This is a genomic window from Devosia insulae DS-56 (assembly GCF_000970465.2).
Classification (GTDB): Bacteria; Pseudomonadota; Alphaproteobacteria; order Rhizobiales; family Devosiaceae; genus Devosia_A; species Devosia_A insulae.
Map to the genome: position 1 here is coordinate 1 of NZ_LAJE02000170.1, position 19,193 is coordinate 19,193.

Below are 19,193 nucleotides of genomic sequence, written 5' to 3' on the forward strand. Positions count from 1 at the left end.
GGGGACAGGGGTGGGGGGTACTCTTCCCGCACCGGCCTGTCAGACGCTTTGCTTCTCCCGAGGGCTGCGGACCACCGGCGGTGTCTACGTCAGCCGCGCCAGATACGGCACCGCCTGCGCGCCCTTCAGCTTCTGCGCCAGCCGCGCCACGTAGAGTTCCGACGCGTGGTTGGCGATGCTGAGCCCGTGGCTCTCGCGCCAGATCTCGCCGATCGAGATGGCGTTGGCGTCCTGGTGCGTCAGGTAGACGAAGTCGGCGCCGGGATGGAGGATCACTTCCTCGCCAAAGTGCTCGAACGGGAAGGTCGGCACCATCGAGACGAAGTCGTCGACATTGACCACGCGGGTGATCGGCAGGCCGGCGAGCTTGCTGGCGCCCACCGCATTGGTCACCCGCGGCTGGCCGTAGGTGGTGGTGCGGACGAGGTTGTAGCCATCATCCCTCAGATACAGCGACAGCACCGCGGCGATGCCGGCGCCCATCGAGTAACCGCTGACATAGGTCCGGTAGTCCCTGCGCAGTTGCGGCGCGACTTCGGCCCGCACGGCGAGCGCGCTGTCCTCGAAGCCGCGGTGCAGCGGGATGCCATGCCGGGCATCGACAGGTACTGCGCCTTTCTGCCGTGATCCTGCTCGACCACGTAGCGCACGCCGACCGCCGGGATCTGGCCAACCTTGGTCACATTGGGCCACCGACCGCGGATCTCGGCTTCGCTGCGCTGCGAGTCGTCGGCGCGTCGGGCCATCTGATTTAGGTGCGGGAAATCGACCTTCGCCTTGTCGACCTTGCTGCCGAGGCTGTTGAGCGCCTGCGGGCTGATCGAGGTGCAGGCAGTGATCGGCAGCGCCACGAGGCCGCCGAGCACCATGCGCCGGCTGATCGCCGACGCCGTCAGTCTGTCGTCCCGGTCCGCGCTCACCTTGGCCCCGCTGCCTCACTGCCCGGACCATGCCACAGACCGCACCGCGCTGTCAGGTGGCCGGACGGCTGTCGTCGGGTTTGGCCTTCGACTGCCGCGCGTCCTCGCGGAACTCGAACCACATGGCGTTGAGGATGCCGAAGCTGCAGGCGAGGCCGACACCGAGAATCCAGGAAAAGTACCACATCTGATCTGTGTCCCTCAGTAGGCGTTGGGGTTCTTGTTGAGGCTGGCGGTGGTCACCGGCCCGCGCATCACCCGGAACACCCAACTGGTGTAGAGGATGATGATCGGCAGGAAGACGATCGCGGCGCACAGCATGACGAACAGCGTCAGCTGGCTCGACGAGGCGTCCCAGACCGTAAGGCTCGACTGCGGGTCGATCGACGAAGGCAACAGGAACGGGAACAGCGACAATCCGGCCGTGGCGATGATGCCGAAAATGGCGAGGCTCGAGCCGAGCAGCGCCACCAGCCGGGCCCGGGCGCCGAGCGCCCACCAGGCGACGATGCTGCCGAACAGCGCCAGGATCGGCAGCGCCATGGTCCACGGCATGGCGCCGTAATTGCCGCCCCAGGCGCCGACCTCGCGCACCACTTCCTTGCCCAGCGGGTTCGACGGGGCGATGGTCCGCGGCGGCCCGATCAGGCGGTAGCCTTCGAGCACATAGAGCACCAGCAGCCCGCCAATGACGAACAGCACGATCGTCGCCAGCGCCGACCAGCGCCCGTATTTGCGGGCCCGCTCGGCGATCTCGCCATCGGTACGGCCGGCAATCACCGCGGCGCCCTGCGTCACGATCATCGACAGGCTGACAAGACCGCAGAGCAGGGCGAACGGCGTCAGGAGGCCGAAGAAGTTGCCGCTATAGGTGATGCGCTGCGTCACATCGAGCTGGAATGGCGCGCCGAGAAACACATTGCCGACCGCGACGCCGAAGATCAGCGCTGGCAGGAAGCCGCCGATGAACAAAGCCGTATCCCAGGTGGCGCGCCAGCGCGGATCGCTGACCTTGCCACGGAACTTGAAGCCCACCGGCCGGATGATCAGCGCCAGCAGGATTGCGATCATCGCGATGTAAAAGCCGGAAAAGCTCACCGCGTAGAGCTGCGGCCAGGCGGCGAAGATCGCGCCACCGCCGAGGATCAGCCACACCTGGTTGCCTTCCCAGGTCGGGCCGACGAGGTTGATCAGCACGCGCCGCTCCTCGTCGGTCTTGGCGACGAAGGGCAGGAGCGTACCGACGCCGAGATCGCGGCCGCCCATCACCGCAAAGCCGATCAACAGGATGCCGAGCAGGGCCCACCACAGGATGCGCAGCGTTTGATAGTCGAGAGGAATGGTGCTCATCGGGCTGGTCCTTACTTGGCGGGGGCGATCGTGGCGGTCTCGACCGGCTCGATCGACTGGTCGAAGTTCAGCTTGTCGGATGGGCCATGCTTGATGGTCCGAACCATCAGCCAGACCATAACGATGAGCAGCGCCGTGTAGAGCAGCATGAAGAAGCTCAGCGAGATCACCAGATCCCAGAAGTTGAGCCCCGAGGCGGCGTAGAAGGTGGGCAACACGCCCTCCACCACCCAGGGTTGCCGGCCATACTCGGCGATGAACCAGCCCGCTTCGATGGCGATCCACGGCAGTGGCAGCACTGCGACCGCCACCCAGAGCAGCCAGCGCGGCTTTTCGATCCGGTGCGTCGAGGCTTTCCAGAACCACAGCGCGAAGAAGGCGATGAAGAAGAAGCCGGCGCCGACCATGATGCGGAAGCTCCAGAACAGCGGCCACACATCGGGCACCGTATCGAGCGCCGCCTTGGCGATCTCCTCGCCGGTGGCGTTCTCGACATCCGGCCGGTACTTCTTCAGCAACAGCGCGTAGCCGAGGTCGGCCTTGGCGGCATCGAAGCCGGCCCGCGCCGTCGCGTCGTTGCGGTTCGCCTGCAGCGCGTTCAGCGCCTTGTAGGCTTCAACGCCGTTGGCGATCCGCAGGGCGGCATGCTCGGTGAGCTCGGTGATGCCCGGCAGGTCGCGATCGAGCGAGCGCGTGGTGATGAGGCCAAGCACCCAGGGGAACTGCACCTCGAAGGCCGGGCGGCCGTCACTGCCCGGAATGGCGAACAGGGTGAGCGCCGCGGGGGCCGGCTCGGTGTGGTACATCGCCTCCATCGCGGCGATCTTCATCTTCTGGTGCTCGGTCGCCACATAGCCCGACTCGTCGCCGAGCACGACGACGCTCAGCGCCGAAGCGAGGCCGAAGCTCGCGGCGACGACGATCGAGCGCTTGGCCAGTTCCAGATGCTTGCCGCTGAGCAGGAACATCGCGCTCACCGCCAGCACGAACACCGCGCCGCAGACATAGCCGGCCGAAACGGTGTGGACGAATTTCGCCTGCGCCACCGGGTTGAACAGCACCGCCATGAAATCGGTAACTTCCATGCGCATGGTGTCGGGGTTGAACGCCGCGCCCACCGGGTTCTGCATCCAGCCATTGGCGATGAGAATCCACAGCGCCGAAAAGTTCGCGCCCAGCGCCACCAGCCAGGTTACGGCAAGATGCGCCACCGGCTTCAGCCGGTCCCAGCCGAAAAAGAACAGCCCGACCAGCGTCGCTTCGAGGAAGAACGCCATCAGCCCTTCCATGGCGAGCGGTGCGCCGAACACGTCGCCGACATAGTGGCTGTAATAGCTCCAGTTCATGCCGAACTGGAATTCCATCACCACGCCGGTGGCGACGCCCATGGCGAAGTTGATGCCGAACAGCACCCCCCAGAACAGCGTCGCCTTGCGCCAGACCACGCGTCCGGTCATCACGTAAACGCTCTCCATGATGGCCATCACGAAGGAGAGGCCCAGCGTCAGGGGCACGAACAGGAAATGGTACATCGCTGTCGCAGCGAACTGGATGCGCGACAGATCGACGACGATGGGATCGACCATGGGGATGCCTCGTGTTGTCCGGCCCAAGTCTGCACAACAAGTCTGCACCAGGTGGCCGGCATGCTTGCCGCAGTACATGCATTCGCATCGCACCGCCTTGATCCAGATCAAGGCGATGCGCATGACTATAAGCCAGATTTGGAGACCTTCTCCACACGGTAGGTCAATGGACGATAAGGCGAAAATCGGGGGGCGCTGGCTGAACCGCCTCGCGGCAACCGACCGGCCGTTGCTCATCGCAGTGCTCGGCCTGCCGCTGCTGGCCGGCGCGCTGCTGGTGGCGCAGGCCATGGTGCTGGCGGGGCTGCTGCATCGCGCCATCGTCGAGGGCGCCGGGCTCACGACACTGCTGCCGCAGGTGGCGCTGCTGGCAAGCATCCTCATTATCCGCATTGCGCTTGGTTTGCTCGGCGAGGTGGCGGCTGTGCGCTTTGGCGAAGCGATCAAAGCGCGGCTGCGCACCGGGCTGGCGGCCGACCTGCTGCGCCGCGCCCCGACCTGGACCGCCTCGAAGAGTTCGGGCGCCCTGTCGAGCACCGTGCTCGAACAGGTCGAGGCGCTCGACGGCTATTTCACCCGCTACCTGCCGGCCATGCTGCAGGCGGCGATCCTGCCGATCGCCTTTGCCGTCGTCGCCTTCTCGGTCGATTGGATCGTCGGGCTGCTGTTCCTGATTTCGGCGCCGCTGATCCCGGTGTTCATGGCGCTGGCCGGCTGGGGCGCCGAAGCCGCGAGCCGCTCGCAGGCCGCCGCACTGAACCGGCTGAGCGGCCGCTTCGCCGACCGGCTGCGCGGCCTCGTGACGCTGAAGCTGTTCGGGCAGGACGCAACGGAGACGGCGCGCGTGCGGCTTGCCTCCGAGGAGTTGCGGGTCCGCACCATGCGGGTGATGCGTATCGCCTTCCTCAGCTCGGCGGTGCTGGAGTTTTTTGCAGCGCTCGGCGTCGCCGGGGTGGCGCTCTATGTCGGGCTGACCTTCCTCGACCTGGTGAACGTCCACAGCACCGAGCTGACGCTGGCGGCCGGAATGTTCCTGCTGCTCATGGCGCCCGAGGTGTACCAACCTCTGCGCCTGCTCGCGGCGCACTACCACGACCGCGCCTCGGCGAGGGCCGCCGTGGCGGAGATCGAGCGCGAACTCGATGCGCTGCCGGGGGAGGCGGCGCCCTTAGCCGCCGTCGCCACTGCTGCCGCATCCACGGGCGCGGCGACCCTCGAGCTGCGTGCCATTGCACTGGCCGATCCGACGGGGAGGCCGGTCATCACTGCTGCCGACCTCATGCTCGAGCCCGGCGCCAGGGTTGCCATCCTCGGCGCCAGCGGCATCGGTAAGTCGACGCTGCTGGAAGCGATTGCCGGTTTGCGTGCCTTCGGCGGCGACATCCGTATCGACGGGAAGACCCTCGCCGACTTCGCCGAACCGCTGTTGCGGCAGCGGGTTGCCATGCTGGGGCAGCGGCCACGGCTGTTCGCCGGCAGCATTGCCGACAACATCCGGCTGGGGCGGCGCGATGCTGACCATGCCGCGGTGCGCCAGGCGGCGCAGCTGGCACGGGTCACCGACTTCGCCGACGCCTTGCCCGAGGGGCTGGCAACGCTGTTGGGCGAGGACGGGTTGGGCCTTTCCGGCGGCGAGATCCAGCGCATTGCGCTGGCCCGCATCTACCTGCGCGATCCCGGCCTGGTTCTGCTCGACGAGCCGACCGCGCACCTCGATGCCGCAACCGAGGCGCTGGTGCTCGATGGCCTGGCCGAATTCGCCGCCGGACGAACGCTCGTCGTCGCCACCCACTCGCAGGCCGTTGCAGCGCGCATGCAGAAGGTGTTCCGCATTGCCGGCGGCAAACTGCTGGCGGCGCCGAAGCCGGTGATCACCGATCGCAGCGTGGGGGCGGCATGAGAGCCATTCTCGCTTTCGCTCCGCTGCTCGGGCGGTTGAAGGGCCCGATCCTGCTCACCGTGCTGCTGTCGTTGGTGACGTTGCTCGCCGGCATCGGCCTGCTCGGGCTTTCCGGCTGGTTCCTCACCGCGGCGGCGCTCAGCACGCTCGGCTCGGCCTTCAACATCTTCGCCCCGTCGGCAGGCGTCCGCGGCCTGTCGTTCATCCGGATCCTGTCGCGCTACGGCGAAAAGCTCAGCGGTCACGATATGACGCTGCGGCTGCTCTCCGACCTCAGGGCCTGGCTGTTCGCCAAACTCTTCCCGCTGGTGCCGCTGGCGCGGCGCTTTGGCCGCGGCGACCTGGTCAGCCGGCTGCTCGCCGATGTCGAGGCGCTGGATACGGTGTTCCTCGTGGCGCTCGGGCCGATCAGCACGGCGGTGCTGGCCGGCGCCGCGATGACCGTGGTGCTGGTGCTTGCCTTGCCTGGTGCGGCTTTGGTCTATGCGCTGTTGTTCTTTGCCGCAGTGCTGCTGGTGCCGGGCGGGCTGGTGCTGGCTTCCCGCGCTGTCGGCAGCGAGGTCGTCGCGGCCGGTGCGGCGCTGCGCCAGGCGGTACTCGACGGCATCGACGGGCACCAGGACCTGGTGCTGTTCGGCGCTACCGGCGAGGCGGCGACGAGCGCCGCAACGGCATCGGAGCAGTTGGCGCGAGCTCGCCGACGGTTGGGCCTGCGTGCCGCGCTGGCTTCGGCGCTGGTGCAACTGCTGGCCGGCGGAGCGCTGCTCGGCACCCTGGTGGCCGGTTTTGCGGCGCTGGAAGCTGGGGCGATCGAGGGGCCGCTGCTGGCCGGCCTGCTGCTGGCGGTGCTCGCCAGCTTCGAAGCCTCGGCCATGCTGGTGCGCAGCGCCACCCGGTTGGCCGGCGCCGCCGCGGCCGCCGACCGGCTGCAGGCCATCGCCAACAGTGCACCCATCGTCGCCGAACCAGCCGCACCACTGCCCATTCCCCCTGGTGGCGATATGCGCTTCGAGGCGGTGCGCTTCGGCTACGACCCCGAGCACCCGGTGCTCGACGGGCTGGGCTTTGCCGTCCGCACCGGCGAATGCGTCGCCATCACGGGACCGAGCGGCGCCGGCAAGTCGACCATCGCGCAACTGCTGCTGCGGCTGGTCGATCCGGATGCCGGTACCGTCCGCCTCAACGGCAGTGACCTGCGCGACGTGGCCGACGCCGAGCTCCACCAGCGGGTGGCGCTGATGACCCAGGACGCGCCGGTGTTCCTCGACACCATCCGCGCCAACCTCCGCATCGGCCGCGACGATGCCGACGATGCGGCGCTGTGGCGCGTGCTCGAGGCGGTGCAACTGGCGGAGTTCGTGCGCGGCTTGCCCGGACAGCTCGACGCCGTGGTCGGCGAGGCAGGCCGGACCCTGTCAGCCGGGCAGGCCCGCCGCATCTGTCTCGCCCGAACCCTGCTGTCGCGCGCCGACGTCATCGTCTTCGACGAGCCGACCAGCGGGCTCGATGTCGAGACCGAGGCAACGTTCCTCGCCGAACTGCCGGAGCTGACCCGCGGCCGCACGGCGATCGTCATTACTCACGCAGTAGTGCCGGAGACGTTCGACCGGGTGCTGGAACTCAGGGCAGGGCGGTTGGCAGGGCCTACTCGCGTCTGAGCGCCGGGCTCTCAGTCGTCGCCTCCCTCCCCTCGAGGGGAGGGCAATCGCATATGGCGACGCTGGGCACCTCTTGCCTTCTCCCCTTGTGGTCGCGGGACGAGGGCGCAGCCCTCGCCCGGAGGTGCCCGAAGGGCGGATGAGGGGTCCGCGCAACGAAGTGTAGCGCGGCCGGAGCGAAGCGACGGACGATGAGCACGCGGAAAGAACCCCTCATCCGGCCTTCGGCCACCTCGCGGCGAGGGCTTCGCCCTCGTCCGCTGACCACAAGGGGAGAAGGCCATCCAACTACTGTCAGTGCTCCATATGCGATAGCCCCCCTCAAGGGTCCTCAAGGGGGAGGGGAGCAGGTCTACCCGCAAAGCCCCTGCAACGCCTCGAGCTCGGGTACCTCGACCGTCCGGTTGTTGGTAATCCTGACCACCCCCGCCTGCCGCAGCTTGGTCAGCTGGCGCGATACCGTCTCGATGGTGAGCCCGAGGAAATCAGCGATATCTGACCGACTGAGCGGTAGTTCGAAGCTGACGCCGTCAACCGGTTCCGCGGCCGGGTCGGCATGCATGGCGATGAGATAGAGAAAGCTCGCGACCTTTTCCTGTGCGGTTTTCCGCCCAAGCGTCACCATCCAGTCACGCGCTTCGTCGAGCTCGCGCAGTGTCTGCTGCATCAGCCGGTGCTCGAGTGCCGGGGTGCTGGCCATCATCTGCTCGAGCGCCGGCCGCGGGATGACGCAGAGGTCGACCGCCGAGGCCGCCTCGGCGGTGACGACGCTCTCGCGCCCGAACAGCCGGCCGAGGAAATCCGGCGCGAATTGCAGGCCGACCAGTTGCTGGCGGCCGTCTTCCAGCACCTTGCTGAGCTTGATCACCCCGCGCATCACATTGGCGTAGGCGTGGATCGCCGTGCTGTCGCCGATCAGTTCGTCGCCGTGCTCGTGCCGCTCCTTGCGGGTGTGGCGGGCGAATTCGATCAGCTCATCCGGCTTCAGAGCGCCGCACATGCCTCGGTGACGCGCTTCGCAGCTGCGGCACAGCACGGGGGTCTCGGAGTTGTGGATGTCCAGACGCTCGCCCATCGCGGGTGAGCCTTACACCCTCCCGCGACGTGGCGGATGGTGAGGTTTGTCGCACGCGGCATTCAGTCTCGGGGGGCGGGCCGCGGCGTATTTCGCGTGTACCACATCACCCAGCCGAGCGTACCCATCAGCAGGCTGAAGGCGGCGAGGACGGCGGTAACGACGATGATGGCTTCGGGCGGCATATCGATGCTCTCTGCTTGACGCAGAGAGAGCCGCACAACGGTACGCGACGCTTTGATCCAGATCAAAAGCGTCGCGATTTCCGTGGCTTGGGTAGAACTGTCGGGGCAGAAACCCTTAGCGTGAGAACGGTACCGAGGCGGTCAGCACCTGGCCGGAACTGTTGAACTCGACCTCGAAATCGACGGTGATGGCGTTGCCCTCGAGCAGGATCCGCGAGCCGATGCGCACATCATTGCCGCCGCGATCCTGCTGCTTCTCGCGCAGGTCGAAATTGATCGTGTCGCCCTTGATCTGGCCGACCGCGACACCGGTGAAGCCGGCATTCGAGCTCATCACCGCCTGGTAGCGCTGCGCCTTGTCGTCGAAGGCGATGGTGCCGCTCACCGACAGGTTCATGTCGATCAGGCTGCAGCGGCCGGCATAGTTGATCTTGTTCAAATTGCCCTTGGAAATGCCGAGCCGACATTTGAACGGTTCGGGGTTCTGGCCGCCGACCAGTGCACCGGCCCCCTTCCAGTCGCCCACGTAGGACTCCAGGACTTCTACGGGCCCGGAAATCGCCGGCGTGGCCATTCCCGCCAGCGTCATGGCGGTGACGGCCATAGCGGCATGCAGGTGCTGTCTCATCTCGTCCCACGCCCTCCAACGGCGTTCTAGCGTTCAGTAACGCTGAAATCTGTAAGCGGCCGGCTATTCGGTCCGCTTCCATTTTGACTTGCCCGCCCGACGATGCCAGAGATCATGCGGCGGGCAGCAAGAAGCAAGAGCGGCCAGCACATTCTTTTGGTTTGTCCCCTACCGCAAGTCCCAAATGGCCCTCAGTCAAGACCACAGTTCCAGCCCGCGCCCCCCGGCGGCGCAGCCGATCGTTGATGCGTCCGGCGTGGACTACACTCTGGAGGTCGCTTCACGGCCGCTTCACATTCTGAGGAACGTCTCGCTCCGGGTCGAAGCTTCGGAAGTTGCGGCCATTGTCGGACCTTCGGGCAGCGGCAAAACCTCGCTGCTGATGCTGCTGGCGGGGCTGGAGCGCGCCACGTCCGGCAAAGTGGTGGTCGCCGGGCAGGATCTGTCGGGGCTGGGCGAGGACGATCTGGCGGTGTTCCGGCGCCATACGCTTGGCATCGTGTTCCAGAGCTTTCACCTGATCCCGTCGCTGACCGCCCTCGACAATGTCGGGCTGGCGCTCGAGATCGCCTCGCCCGACCTGTCGCTGGCCCAGACCCGCGAGGCGGCTGCCGCGGCGCTCGAGGCGGTTGGGCTCGGCGGCCGGCTGCATCACCGGCCGGCGGCCCTCTCCGGCGGTGAGCAGCAGCGCGTCGGGCTGGCGCGCGCCATGATCGCCAAGCCGCGGCTGCTGCTGGCGGATGAGCCGACCGGCAATCTCGACCAGGAGACCGGTGCGGTGGTGGTCGAGCTGATGTTCGATCTGGCGCGCCAGCAGGGCACCGCGGTGGTGCTGATCACCCATGATTCATCGCTGGCGGCGCGCGCCGACCGGGTGTTCACCATGACATCCGGCGAGCTGGTCGAAACCCGCTCGGTTACCACCTGATGCGTGCCGTCCTCGCGGCCATCCGCATCGGCCTGCTCGATATGCGCGGTGACTTGAGGCGCTTCGGCCTCCTGATCATCTGCCTTGCCGTCGGCACGGCGCTGATCTCAGGCGTCAGCTCGGTCGGCGCCAGCATCCGGCAGGCGGTGGAGGAAAATGCCGCCGTGCTGATGGGCGGCGATGTCGAGCTGTCGCGCGCCGACCGGCAGGCCACCGCCGACGAACTGGCGCTGATCTCGCGTTTCGGCCGGGTCTCCTATGTGGTCGATACCAATGTGCGCGCCGAAGTCGGCAACGAGAGCGCTTTTGTCGACCTGATCTCGGTGGGCGATACCTATCCGCTGCTCGGCGCCGTCGACAGCCTGCAACTGCCCTCGGGCGAGACGCCATTCGCCTTCCTCTCCTACCGCGACGGCAAGTTCGGCGCCCTGGTCAGCCCGCTGATGCTCGACCAGCTCGGCATCAAGGTCGGCGACACGCTCGAGATCGCCGGCACCGAATTCGAGGCGCGAGGCGCCCTGGGCGGGCTGCCCGATGCCGCGGTGCGCGGCTTTCGGCTGGGCCTCCCCGCCGTCATCACCACCGAGGCGCTGGCGGTGCTCTCCGACCGCACCTCGCCGCTGCCTGGGCTTGGAACCTTCTTTCGCTACAAGGTCGTGCTGACCGAGGGCGACGCCGATAGCGGCAAGGCGGCGCTCGAAGCCGCCCTCGCCGATCCGAGCTGGACCATCCGCTCGGCCCGCGAGGGCCTCGGGCCGATGGTACGCTACTACGACCTGTTCATGCGCTTCCTGGTGATCGTCGGCCTTGCCTCGCTGCTGATCGGCGGGGTCAGCGTCTGGACCTCCATCTCGGCCTATGTCGCCGAGCGCGCCAATGTCATCGCCGTGCTGCGCAGCATGGGAGCCGGCCGGGCCCGCATCTTCGTGCATTTCTTCTCCCAGATCGCGGCGCTCGCGGCGGTCGGCGTCGGCATCGGCCTGCTCGTCGGCGCCGGCACCGCGCTGGTGGCGCTGCCGGCGATCGGCGCCGCCGTCGGCGTCGAGCTGGCGCCGACCCTGCATGTCCAGCCGCTGCTGGTGGCAGCGGGCGTCGGCTTCCTCATCGCTTTTGCCTTTTCCTACCTGCCGCTGCAGCAGGCCCAGACCATCAGCCCGGTGACATTGTTCCGCTCCAAGGGGCTGGCCGCGCCGCCGATCGACTGGGCCGGGCTGATCTTTTCGCCGCGCATCGTCCCCTTGGTGCTGGCCGCTGCCCTGTTCCTGTGGCTCGCCGTCATCATGACCAATGATTCGATGCTGGTCGCCGCCTTCGCCATCGTCAGCGTGCTGTCGGTGGTGCTGTTCCAGTTCGGCATCTTCCTCGCCCGGCAGGCGCTGCGGAAGTCGCCCGAGCCGTCCAACCGCGTGCTGCGCTATGCGCTGCGCAATATCTCGAGCCCTGGCTCCAACGCCTCCTCGGTAGTGATCTCGGTCGGGCTGGCGCTGGCCATGCTGGTGGTGGTGCTGGTGCTGCAGGTGAACCTCAGGAACGAATATCTGGGCGCTTCGGTGTTCGACGCGCCGACCCTGGTCGCTTCCGATCTCTTCTCCGACGAGGTCGACACGCTGCAGAAGCTGAAGGACGAAGGCGGCGATATCACCGCCTTTGCCGCGACGCCGATGCTGCGCGGCGCGCTCAGCGCCATCAACGACACCCCGGTGGCAGAGCTGCAGCCGCGCGGCCCCGAGGCGTCGTTCCTGCTCTCGGGCGAAATCCCGCTGACCTTTCGGCAGGTGCTGCCGGCGACCTCGAAGCTGGTGGCTGGGGACTGGTGGCCGGTCGAGTATCAGGGGGCCCCTTTGGTGTCGCTGCACCAGAGCCTCCGCGCCGGCCTCGGCATCAAGCTCGGCGACAAGCTGTCTTTCGCCATCTTCGGCGACACCATCACCGCCGAGGTCGCCAATTTCCGCGATTACTCGTGGCAGGGCGGCATCGACTTCCTTGCCACCTTCTCGCCGGGCGTGCTGGACGACTACCCCTCGACGCTGCTGGGTTCGGTGACCGCCGCGCCGGGACGCGAAGAGGCGGTAGAGCGGGAACTCGCGACCCTGCTGCCCGATGTCCGCTTCATCGCCATCGGTGCGACGCTGGAGCAGATCACCCGTGCCCTGGGCCAATTGTCGCTCGCCGCCTCGCTGGTCGGCGGGCTGGCGGTGGGCAATGGTCTGCTGGTGCTGATCGGCAGCCTCGCCACCGGACGCCGGCAGCGCCAGGCCGATGCGGTGATCTCAAAGGTGCTCGGCGCCAAGCGCTTCGATGTGCTGTCGGTTTCGGTGCTGCACTATGTGCTGCTGGCGGCCTTCGCCGCCGTGCTGGCGACGCCGCTCGGCATCGGGCTCGCCTGGATCCTCACCCTGGTGCTGCTCGAGGTCGAGTTTGCCCTCGATGCGACGACGCTCGCCGCAGTCAATCTCGGCGCCATCCTCATCACCGGCTTCCTCGGCGCCACCACCATTATCGGCGTGCTGCAGCGCCGCTCGGCTGGGTTTCTGCGCGAGCCGTGAAGGTTATGCGAACGCGCTGACCGTTCCCCACCCACGGTGTCATTCCCGCGAAGGCGGGAACTACTTCTGTGTATGCGAACTGAAACTCTGCAAGTCCCCCAACCGCGGTGTCATCCCCGCGAAAGCGGGGAACTCCGTTTGCGATCGCGCCGTCGGCACGAAAACAGAGGTTCCCGCTTTCGCGGGAATGACCCCGTGGGTGGGGCACGACCCTGGTGAAGTTGAGGCAGTGGGCCATTTCGCCCACCGCCTCCTCCGCCGGCCGGTTCAACCGCCAAGCCTCAAGCCGCAACCGGCTGCCCAGGCACCTGATCCTCGTCCACGTCCTTCTTCTTCGCCGGGAAGGCCAGCGCCAGGGCGGCGGCGGCGATGCCGATGCCGGCCGAAGCGATGTAGAGCCAGTGGTAGGTGCCGAACGTATCGTAGAGCCAGCCGCCACCCACCGGGCCGAAGGCCATGCCGATGCTCGAGGTCATCACCATGCCGCCCAGCACCGTGCCCATCACCCGCGGGCTGAAATAGTCGCGCGCCAGCACCGAATAGAGCGGCATGACGCCGCCATAGGCGAGCCCGAGCACCGCTGCCAGTGCATAGAACTGCGTCAGTTCGCTGACATAGATGTAGGTGTAGATGCCCACGGCCTGCAGCACGAGGCCGCCGACGATCACCTTGCGCACGCCGAGCCGGTCGGCGAGGACGCCGAAGATCAGCCGGCCGAACAGCCCGGCGAGGCCCTCGACGCTGTAAATGCTCGCTGCTGCCAGCGCCGAGGCGCCGCAGATCATGGCGTAGCTGACGGTGTGGAAGATCGGCCCGGAATGCGCCGCGCAGCAGAGGAAGAACACCGAGGCGAGGACGATGAACTGCGGCGTGCGCAGCGCCGACCAGCCGGTCGACGCCCGCTTGGGCTGCGCCGCGGTGCTCGGCGTCGGAGCCGGTTCGGCCAGCGTCGGGGCACGGCGGATCAGCAGCGCCGCCGGCACGATGACGATCAGCGCGCCGATGGCGATGGATAGCATGGCGCTGCGCCAGCCATTGGCCTCGATCAGGTAGCTGGCGAACGGCGTAATCACCATCGGCGCGATGCCGCCGCCGATCGAGACCAGCGATACCGCAAGGCTGCGGTTCTTGTCGAACCAGCCCAGCGTGGTCGAGATGATCGGCGCGAAATAGGCGCCGCCCGCCGCCCCGACCAGCCCGCCATAGGCAAACTGGAACACCAGCAGGTCATTGGCCTGGCTGCCGAGCAGTAGCCCGGCCCCGAGCAGCACGGTCGCCATCAGCACCACCGGCCGCGCTCCGATACGATCGCTCAGCGTGCCCCAGCCGAAGCCTGAAACCCCCATGACGATGAAGCCGACGGTCATCGCCGCCGAAATGCCGGCGCGGCTCCAGCCGGTATCCTCGGCCATCGGTTGCAGATAGACCGGCAGGGCGAACATCGCCCCCATTGCCACGCAGGTGATCAGCGCGCCCGCCGCGACGATGACCCAGCCATAGTGTTTGCTCATTGTTCCGTCCCTCAGCATGTCCTGCCATCTAGACGAGCGGCGGCAGCGCCATTCGACAGTCCGAGACAGAAATATCTGCATCGCCACCATCACCACAACCACTTGCAGGTTGCAAGGTGTATACCCAGCTAGAAACTGCTTGTAAACTGCAAGCGGAATGTTCAATGAAGCGGTGAAAGGGAGCCCTCGCCCGTGGATCGCCGATCCGGATGCCCGATCAATCTGTCCGTCGAAGTGCTCGGCGATCGCTGGAGCCTCGTGGTGCTGCGCGACATCATGTTCGGCAACTTCCGCAGCTATGGCGAACTGCATGGCAACTCGCTCGAGGGCATCGCCACCAACATCCTCGCCAACCGGCTGAAGCGGCTGATGGAGGAGGGGCTGGTGACCGCCGCCGCCGACCCCACCCATAAGCAGCGCACCATCTACAACCTGACCGAAATGGCCATCGCGCTGGTGCCGGTAATGGTGCAGCTGGGCGCCTGGGGGGTGCAGTTCCTGCCGGCGAGCCCAGAACTTTCGGCCCGCGCCATTGCGCTGGCCGAGGGCGGGCCGCAGATGGCTGACGACTTCATGGCCGAGCTCCGCCACCTGCACCTGGGCGACCCCAAACCCGGGCGCTCGGTGCTGGCGGAGCTTGAAGCCGCCTACCAGGCCGCGGCTCAGAAGCCGTAGTTCACCCCGAGCTTGACGATGTGCAGGTCCTGCTTCGCATCAAGGCTGCCGCCGGCATAGTTGAGCTCGGCGCCGAGCGCGACGAAATCATACTCGATGCCGGCCGTGGCGTTCTCGCTGAAGGCGAACTCGGTGCCGAGCCCGACGGTCCAGCCGGTCGCGACCGCGTCAGCGGACTCCGGTGGCGGCGCCGGCAGCGGCGCAGTGGGAGTGAGCGTCGAGCGCACCCCACCGGCGGCGAGCCCGCCCTTGGCATAGAGCAGCAGCGTATCGGCGGCATAGCCGACGCGGCCGGTGACGGTGCCGAGCCAATCGATGTCGTAGCTGTAATCGAGGCTGCTGAGGCCGGTGGTGGCCGTGCCGTCGCCGCCGATCCAGCTCTTCGCCAGGTCCGCCTCGGCGCCGAACACCAGCACGCCCGCTTCGGCATTGAAGCCCGCCCGCACGCCGGCGAGCCAGCCGCCGGCCGCCAGGTCGAGCGGGTCGGCGAGACCGCCCGGTTCATCCAGCGTGACGTCGCCGGTGCCTGCACCGCCGAACAGGCCGGCATAGGCGCCCGACCAGTCGTAATCCGCCGCGGCGGCGATCGCTTCAGGATCATCGACGATCAGGTCGGATGCCTTGGCAGCACCGCTCCCGAGACCGGCAGCGGCAAGCAGCATGAGCGCAGAAAATCGCATGGTGTGGCCCCCCATCAGTTCGCGCCAGCCGAATCTACGGGTTAACGCGTGATGTGGGCGTCATCGATGGAGTGTGCGCAATCGCACACGATGGAATCGCCAGACTCTCAGTGATCCTCCCCCGCCGCGCGGGGGAGGATCACGGAGAGGCCGATGCCAGCTCCGGAATCTCAAGCCCCAGTAACGCGCCAGATCACGTCGCCGACGTCGTCGGCCATCAGCACGGCGCCATCCCTCGCGATCACCACGCCGACCGGACGGCCGTAAGACTCCTTCTCGTCCGGCGACAGGAACCCAGTCAGGATATCGCGCGGCGTGCCCGTCGGCTTGCCGTTGGCGAACGACACGAAGGCGAGCTTGTAGCCCGAGAGCGTCGAGCGGTTCCACGAGCCGTGCTGGCCGATGGCCATGCCGTCGCCAAAGCCGGGGAGCGTGCCCTCGGGCAGCCAGCAGAGGCCGAGGGAGGCAGTGTGGCCGCCGAGCGCGAAGTCGGGGGCGATGGCAGTCGCCACCTTCGCCGGATCCTGCGGCACCCGATCATCGACGATCTTGCCCCAATACGAGTACGGCCAGCCATAAAAGCCGCCATCTTTCACCGAGGTCAGGTAATCCGGCGGGGTCTCGTCGCCGATGCCGTCGCGCTCGTTGACCACGGTGAAGAGCTCACCCGTCGTCGGCTCGAACGCCAGGCCCACCGGGTTGCGGAGGCCCCCGGCGAAGATGCGGCTTTTGCCGGTCGTGAGGTCGAGCTCGAAGATGCAGGCACGGCCTTCTTCAACGGCCATGCCGCTGTCGCCGATATTGGATTGCGAACCGACGCCGACATAGAGCTTGGTCTGGTCCTTGCTGGCGAGGAGGCTCCGTGTCCAGTGGCCACCCGGCTTGGTCGCCATCAGCTTCTTGCCGGTTGCGGTGATCCGGGTGTCGCCGACCGTGAACGGGTAGGCATAGACGCCATCGGTATTGCCGACATAGAGCGTATTGCCGATCAGCTGCATGCCGAACGGCTGGTTCAACCCTTCGAGCAGCGTGTGCTGCTCTTCGGCGACGCCATCGCCATCGGCGTCACGCAGCAGCGTAATGCGGTTGGGGCTCTGCCCGACGGCCGCGGCGCGCCGCATGGTGGTGAAAATGGCGTAGTCGAACGGCGTCTTGATGGCGCCGCCGGGGGTGCTCAGCGCCTCGGCCACCAGCACGTCGCCATTGGGCAGCACATGCATCCAGCGCGGGTGCTTCAGCCCGCGGGCGTAGGCATTGACCGTTAAGCCGGCGGCAGCGGTCGGCTTGTGGTCGCCCGACCAGCCGCGCGCCGTCGGCATCTTCAGCGTCGGGATCGCCTGCGGCCGTGCCGCCGGGATATCGGGCGTGCTGCCGTAGAGCGGGCTGCGCTTCGGCTCGTTGAAGCTGCGCGCCAGGATCGCCCCGGCGCCGACCCAGGCAACCACGCGGGCATAGATATCGGCAAAGCTCATGCTGTCCCTCTAGAATTTGCGGGTGCGCACCTGGGCGCGCACCATACCAGCCGCATACTTGCCTCCGGCAGACAAGGCAATGTTGCCTTACGCAATCCCGGCGGCCTTGAGGTCGGCCCAGAGGTTATCCTCGGGCACGTAGCCGATCCACTCACGCGCCTCTTCGAGGTCCCAGGCCATGCCGGTATTGTTCGACATGCCGGAAACGACGATCGCCGGGGCGGGCCACTTGCTGGCGTCGGCACGCAAAGCCGCCACCATCAGCCGGTTGTGGTCGCCGTTCGACAGCCACATGTTGCGGTACCACAGGGCGTTGCGCTTGATCACCGCCTCGTCGGTCTCGCCGCGGTCGCCACCGCCGCTGCCGGCAATGGTGGTGGCGAGGTTCTCGCCGCGCTGGCACCAGCCGATGCGGGTCGACACTGCAGTGATCCGGCCATTGGTCGCGGCCGCCCGGGCGGCGCAGACGCGCTCGCCCAGCGCCTTGGTGGCGCCATAGGCCGAGCCCCATTTGTAGCCATCGTCATAGTAGCGGGTGCCGCTGATCTGCGGCGTCGACATCCGGAGCTTGCCGTCGGTCGGCAGCGGCGCATCCTTGTAGCCGCCCATGGCGTGGTTGGACGATGCGAAGATGAAGCGGCAGGGTTTTGTGCCGCCGCCCGCCTGCTCGAGCAAGTTCGCCGTCATGTCGAACGAGGCGGCCGATTCGGCCCAGCTCGAGTTGGGCGCCGGGTTGGCCGAGGCATAGTGCACGATCCCGTCGGCGGCCTGCGCTTCCTTGCGCCAGCGCTCGTCATAGGGGTCGGCGAGGTCGGCAACCACCACTTTGGTCTTCTTGCCCGCGGTGAACGGGGCGACGTCGATGGCGACGATCTCCTCCACCCAATCGGCGGTTTCCAGGTGCTCCCGGAGCTTGCTGCCCAGGTTTCCGGCGCCCCCGGTAATCACTACCCGCATAGTCGTTCCTCCTCATTCGGGGCTGCCCCCGCAATCTCGATGTCGCGTATAACACCCCCCGCGTCAGTCGCTACAGTGGAGTGTGCATCATGCAGATCGGTATTGTCGGGTTAGGCCGCATGGGGGGCAATATCGCCAAACGGCTGATGCGCGCCGGGCACGATGTTGCCGTCTACGATATCGACGCCAACGCGCGCGCCGCGCTCGGCAATGATGGCGCCCGGCCGGCCGAGACGCTCGAGGCGCTGGTTGCCTCGCTGTCCGAAGGCCCGCGCGCCATCTGGGTGATGCTGCCGGCCGGCAAGATCACCGAGGGCACCATCGCGCATCTCGCCTCCTGCCTCGCGCCCGGCGACATCCTGATCGATGGCGGCAATTCCTATTACAAGGACGATATCCGCCGTGCCGCCGAGTTACAGAAGACCGGCATCCGCTATGTCGATGTCGGCACCTCCGGCGGTGTCTGGGGCCTCGATCGCGGCTATTGCCTGATGATCGGCGGCGAGAAAGCCGCGGTCGATTATCTCGACCCGATCTTTGCGGCGCTCGCCCCGGGTAAGGGCGAGATCGAGGAGACACCCGGTCGCGGCAGCCTCGATCCGCGGGCCGAGCAGGGCTACATCCATGCCGGGCCGGCGGGCGCCGGGCACTTCGTCAAGATGGTCCATAACGGCATCGAGTACGGGATGATGCAGGCCTATGCCGAGGGTTTCAACATCCTCGAGAGCAAGAATGCCGAAGTGCTGCCGCCGGGCGAGCGCTTCGAGCTCAACGTCGCCGACATCGCCGAGGTCTGGCGTCGCGGCTCGGTGGTCACCTCGTGGCTGCTCGACCTCTCAGCCATCGCGCTCGCCAAGGATCCAAAGCTCGAGGCCTTCTCCGGCCACGTCGCCGATTCCGGCGAGGGTCGCTGGACGGTGGAAGCGGCAATCGAGGAAGCGGTGCCAGCCGAGGTGCTGACCGCGGCCCTCTTCACCCGCTTCCGCTCCCGCCAGGAGCACAACTTCGCTGAAAAGATGCTGTCGGCGATGCGGCTCGGGTTTGGTGGGCATAAGGAGCAAGCCTAGGGCGTTTCGCCTTCGAGCAAGGCGGACTGCCCCTCACCCCGACCCTCTCCCCAGT

Annotated in this window: 18 protein-coding genes; 6 read left to right on the forward strand and 12 right to left on the reverse strand. The window is 67.2% G+C overall.

Annotation, left to right across the window (positions count from 1 at the left end; all coding sequences use genetic code 11):
- Positions 1–84: 84 nt before the first annotated feature.
- From VW23_RS28195 to VW23_RS11375, 5 genes are read right to left on the reverse strand one after another with little or no spacing between them, the layout of a single operon-like run.
- Positions 85–546, reverse strand: coding sequence for a lipase family protein (locus VW23_RS28195; protein WP_244513527.1), 462 nt, complete (start codon positions 544–546; stop codon positions 85–87).
- Positions 444–920 carry a hypothetical protein gene (locus VW23_RS29460; RefSeq protein WP_244513529.1) on the reverse strand — a complete coding sequence of 159 codons (477 nt, stop codon included), beginning with the start codon at positions 918–920 and terminating at the stop codon, positions 444–446. The genes VW23_RS28195 and VW23_RS29460 overlap by 103 nt, the downstream gene beginning before the upstream one ends.
- Positions 921–972: 52 nt before the next feature.
- Complete coding sequence (gene cydX / locus VW23_RS11365; protein ID WP_069909685.1) at positions 973–1,107, reverse strand: cytochrome bd-I oxidase subunit CydX; 135 nt, start codon at positions 1,105–1,107, stop codon at positions 973–975.
- A gap of 14 nt (positions 1,108–1,121) precedes the next feature.
- Positions 1,122–2,270 carry a cytochrome d ubiquinol oxidase subunit II gene (cydB, locus tag VW23_RS11370; protein WP_069909686.1) on the reverse strand — a complete coding sequence of 383 codons (1,149 nt, stop codon included), beginning with the start codon at positions 2,268–2,270 and terminating at the stop codon, positions 1,122–1,124.
- An 11-nt stretch (positions 2,271–2,281) separates the two neighbouring features.
- Positions 2,282–3,856: a cytochrome ubiquinol oxidase subunit I gene (locus tag VW23_RS11375; RefSeq protein ID WP_069909687.1), complete on the reverse strand. Its 1,575-nt coding sequence runs from the start codon at positions 3,854–3,856 to the stop codon at positions 2,282–2,284.
- 166 nt (positions 3,857–4,022) lie between these two features.
- Between VW23_RS11375 and cydD the strand changes: the two genes are divergently transcribed.
- Together cydD and cydC are read left to right on the forward strand one after the other, a co-directional pair.
- Positions 4,023–5,756, forward strand: coding sequence for a thiol reductant ABC exporter subunit CydD (cydD, locus tag VW23_RS11380; protein ID WP_084645949.1), 1,734 nt, complete (start codon positions 4,023–4,025; stop codon positions 5,754–5,756).
- Positions 5,753–7,414 (forward strand): thiol reductant ABC exporter subunit CydC, encoded by a 1,662-nt coding sequence (gene cydC, locus VW23_RS11385; RefSeq protein ID WP_069909688.1) that lies wholly within the window; start codon positions 5,753–5,755, stop codon positions 7,412–7,414. Before cydD ends, cydC begins: the two co-directional genes overlap by 4 nt.
- A gap of 352 nt (positions 7,415–7,766) precedes the next feature.
- Here the strand turns inward: cydC and VW23_RS11390 are convergent, their stop codons facing one another.
- From VW23_RS11390 to VW23_RS11400, 3 genes are all read right to left on the reverse strand, one after another.
- Positions 7,767–8,489, reverse strand: a complete 723-nt coding sequence (locus tag VW23_RS11390; RefSeq protein ID WP_069909689.1) for a Crp/Fnr family transcriptional regulator — start codon at positions 8,487–8,489, stop codon at positions 7,767–7,769.
- A gap of 62 nt (positions 8,490–8,551) precedes the next feature.
- Positions 8,552–8,740 carry a hypothetical protein gene (locus tag VW23_RS11395; protein ID WP_069909690.1) on the reverse strand — a complete coding sequence of 63 codons (189 nt, stop codon included), beginning with the start codon at positions 8,738–8,740 and terminating at the stop codon, positions 8,552–8,554.
- Positions 8,741–8,789: 49 nt separating this feature from the next.
- The gene (locus VW23_RS11400; RefSeq protein WP_141728304.1) at positions 8,790–9,302 is read right to left on the reverse strand and encodes a heme-binding beta-barrel domain-containing protein; all 513 of its coding nucleotides are present in this window, start codon (positions 9,300–9,302) and stop codon (positions 8,790–8,792) included.
- 256 nt (positions 9,303–9,558) lie between these two features.
- On the opposite strand from VW23_RS11400, the gene VW23_RS11405 reads away from it, so the two are divergent.
- On the forward strand, positions 9,559–10,230 hold the full coding sequence (locus VW23_RS11405; protein ID WP_244513528.1) for an ABC transporter ATP-binding protein: 672 nt from the start codon (positions 9,559–9,561) through the stop codon (positions 10,228–10,230).
- Positions 10,230–12,776: an ABC transporter permease gene (locus VW23_RS11410; RefSeq protein WP_069909693.1), complete on the forward strand. Its 2,547-nt coding sequence runs from the start codon at positions 10,230–10,232 to the stop codon at positions 12,774–12,776. Before VW23_RS11405 ends, VW23_RS11410 begins: the two co-directional genes overlap by 1 nt.
- Before the next feature lie 281 nt (positions 12,777–13,057).
- On the opposite strand, the gene VW23_RS11415 is transcribed toward VW23_RS11410, so the two are convergent.
- Positions 13,058–14,287, reverse strand: a complete 1,230-nt coding sequence (locus tag VW23_RS11415) for an MFS transporter (RefSeq protein WP_069909694.1) — start codon at positions 14,285–14,287, stop codon at positions 13,058–13,060.
- Between the two features lie 192 nt (positions 14,288–14,479).
- Here VW23_RS11415 and VW23_RS11420 point away from each other — a divergent pair, with 192 nt between their 5' ends.
- A complete protein-coding gene (locus VW23_RS11420; RefSeq protein WP_069909695.1) occupies positions 14,480–14,962 on the forward strand; it encodes a winged helix-turn-helix transcriptional regulator in 483 nt (160 codons plus the stop codon).
- Here the strand turns inward: VW23_RS11420 and VW23_RS11425 are convergent.
- The 3 genes from VW23_RS11425 to VW23_RS11435 form a co-directional block, all read right to left on the reverse strand.
- Complete coding sequence (locus VW23_RS11425; protein ID WP_176730378.1) at positions 14,950–15,642, reverse strand: outer membrane protein; 693 nt, start codon at positions 15,640–15,642, stop codon at positions 14,950–14,952. The two genes, VW23_RS11420 and VW23_RS11425, sit on opposite strands and share 13 nt — an antisense overlap.
- 170 nt (positions 15,643–15,812) lie before the next feature.
- On the reverse strand, positions 15,813–17,114 hold the full coding sequence (locus VW23_RS11430; RefSeq protein WP_069909697.1) for a PQQ-dependent sugar dehydrogenase: 1,302 nt from the start codon (positions 17,112–17,114) through the stop codon (positions 15,813–15,815).
- Between the two features lie 87 nt (positions 17,115–17,201).
- Entirely contained in the window at positions 17,202–18,071 is an 870-nt protein-coding gene (locus VW23_RS11435) for an NAD-dependent epimerase/dehydratase family protein (RefSeq protein WP_069909698.1), read from the reverse strand.
- A gap of 89 nt (positions 18,072–18,160) precedes the next feature.
- Between VW23_RS11435 and gnd the strand changes: the two genes are divergently transcribed.
- Positions 18,161–19,138 carry a phosphogluconate dehydrogenase (NAD(+)-dependent, decarboxylating) gene (gnd, locus tag VW23_RS11440; RefSeq protein ID WP_069909699.1) on the forward strand — a complete coding sequence of 326 codons (978 nt, stop codon included), beginning with the start codon at positions 18,161–18,163 and terminating at the stop codon, positions 19,136–19,138.
- Positions 19,139–19,193 lie beyond the last annotated feature (55 nt).

Excerpts from the sequence above, each read along its gene's own strand:
- cydX (WP_069909685.1), bottom strand. The coding sequence starts at position 1,107 with ATGTGGTACTTTTCCTGGATTCTCGGTGTCGGCCTCGCCTGCAGCTTC.
- cydB (WP_069909686.1), bottom strand. The coding sequence starts at position 2,270 with ATGAGCACCATTCCTCTCGACTATCAAACGCTGCGCATCCTGTGGTGG.
- VW23_RS11375 (WP_069909687.1), bottom strand. The coding sequence starts at position 3,856 with ATGGTCGATCCCATCGTCGTCGATCTGTCGCGCATCCAGTTCGCTGCG.
- cydD (WP_084645949.1), top strand. The coding sequence starts at position 4,023 with ATGGACGATAAGGCGAAAATCGGGGGGCGCTGGCTGAACCGCCTCGCG.
- cydC (WP_069909688.1), top strand. The coding sequence starts at position 5,753 with ATGAGAGCCATTCTCGCTTTCGCTCCGCTGCTCGGGCGGTTGAAGGGC.
- VW23_RS11390 (WP_069909689.1), bottom strand. The coding sequence starts at position 8,489 with ATGGGCGAGCGTCTGGACATCCACAACTCCGAGACCCCCGTGCTGTGC.
- VW23_RS11400 (WP_141728304.1), bottom strand. The coding sequence starts at position 9,302 with ATGAGACAGCACCTGCATGCCGCTATGGCCGTCACCGCCATGACGCTG.
- VW23_RS11410 (WP_069909693.1), top strand. The coding sequence starts at position 10,230 with ATGCGTGCCGTCCTCGCGGCCATCCGCATCGGCCTGCTCGATATGCGC.
- VW23_RS11415 (WP_069909694.1), bottom strand. The coding sequence starts at position 14,287 with ATGAGCAAACACTATGGCTGGGTCATCGTCGCGGCGGGCGCGCTGATC.
- VW23_RS11425 (WP_176730378.1), bottom strand. The coding sequence starts at position 15,642 with ATGCGATTTTCTGCGCTCATGCTGCTTGCCGCTGCCGGTCTCGGGAGC.
- VW23_RS11430 (WP_069909697.1), bottom strand. The coding sequence starts at position 17,114 with ATGAGCTTTGCCGATATCTATGCCCGCGTGGTTGCCTGGGTCGGCGCC.
- VW23_RS11435 (WP_069909698.1), bottom strand. The coding sequence starts at position 18,071 with ATGCGGGTAGTGATTACCGGGGGCGCCGGAAACCTGGGCAGCAAGCTC.
- gnd (WP_069909699.1), top strand. The coding sequence starts at position 18,161 with ATGCAGATCGGTATTGTCGGGTTAGGCCGCATGGGGGGCAATATCGCC.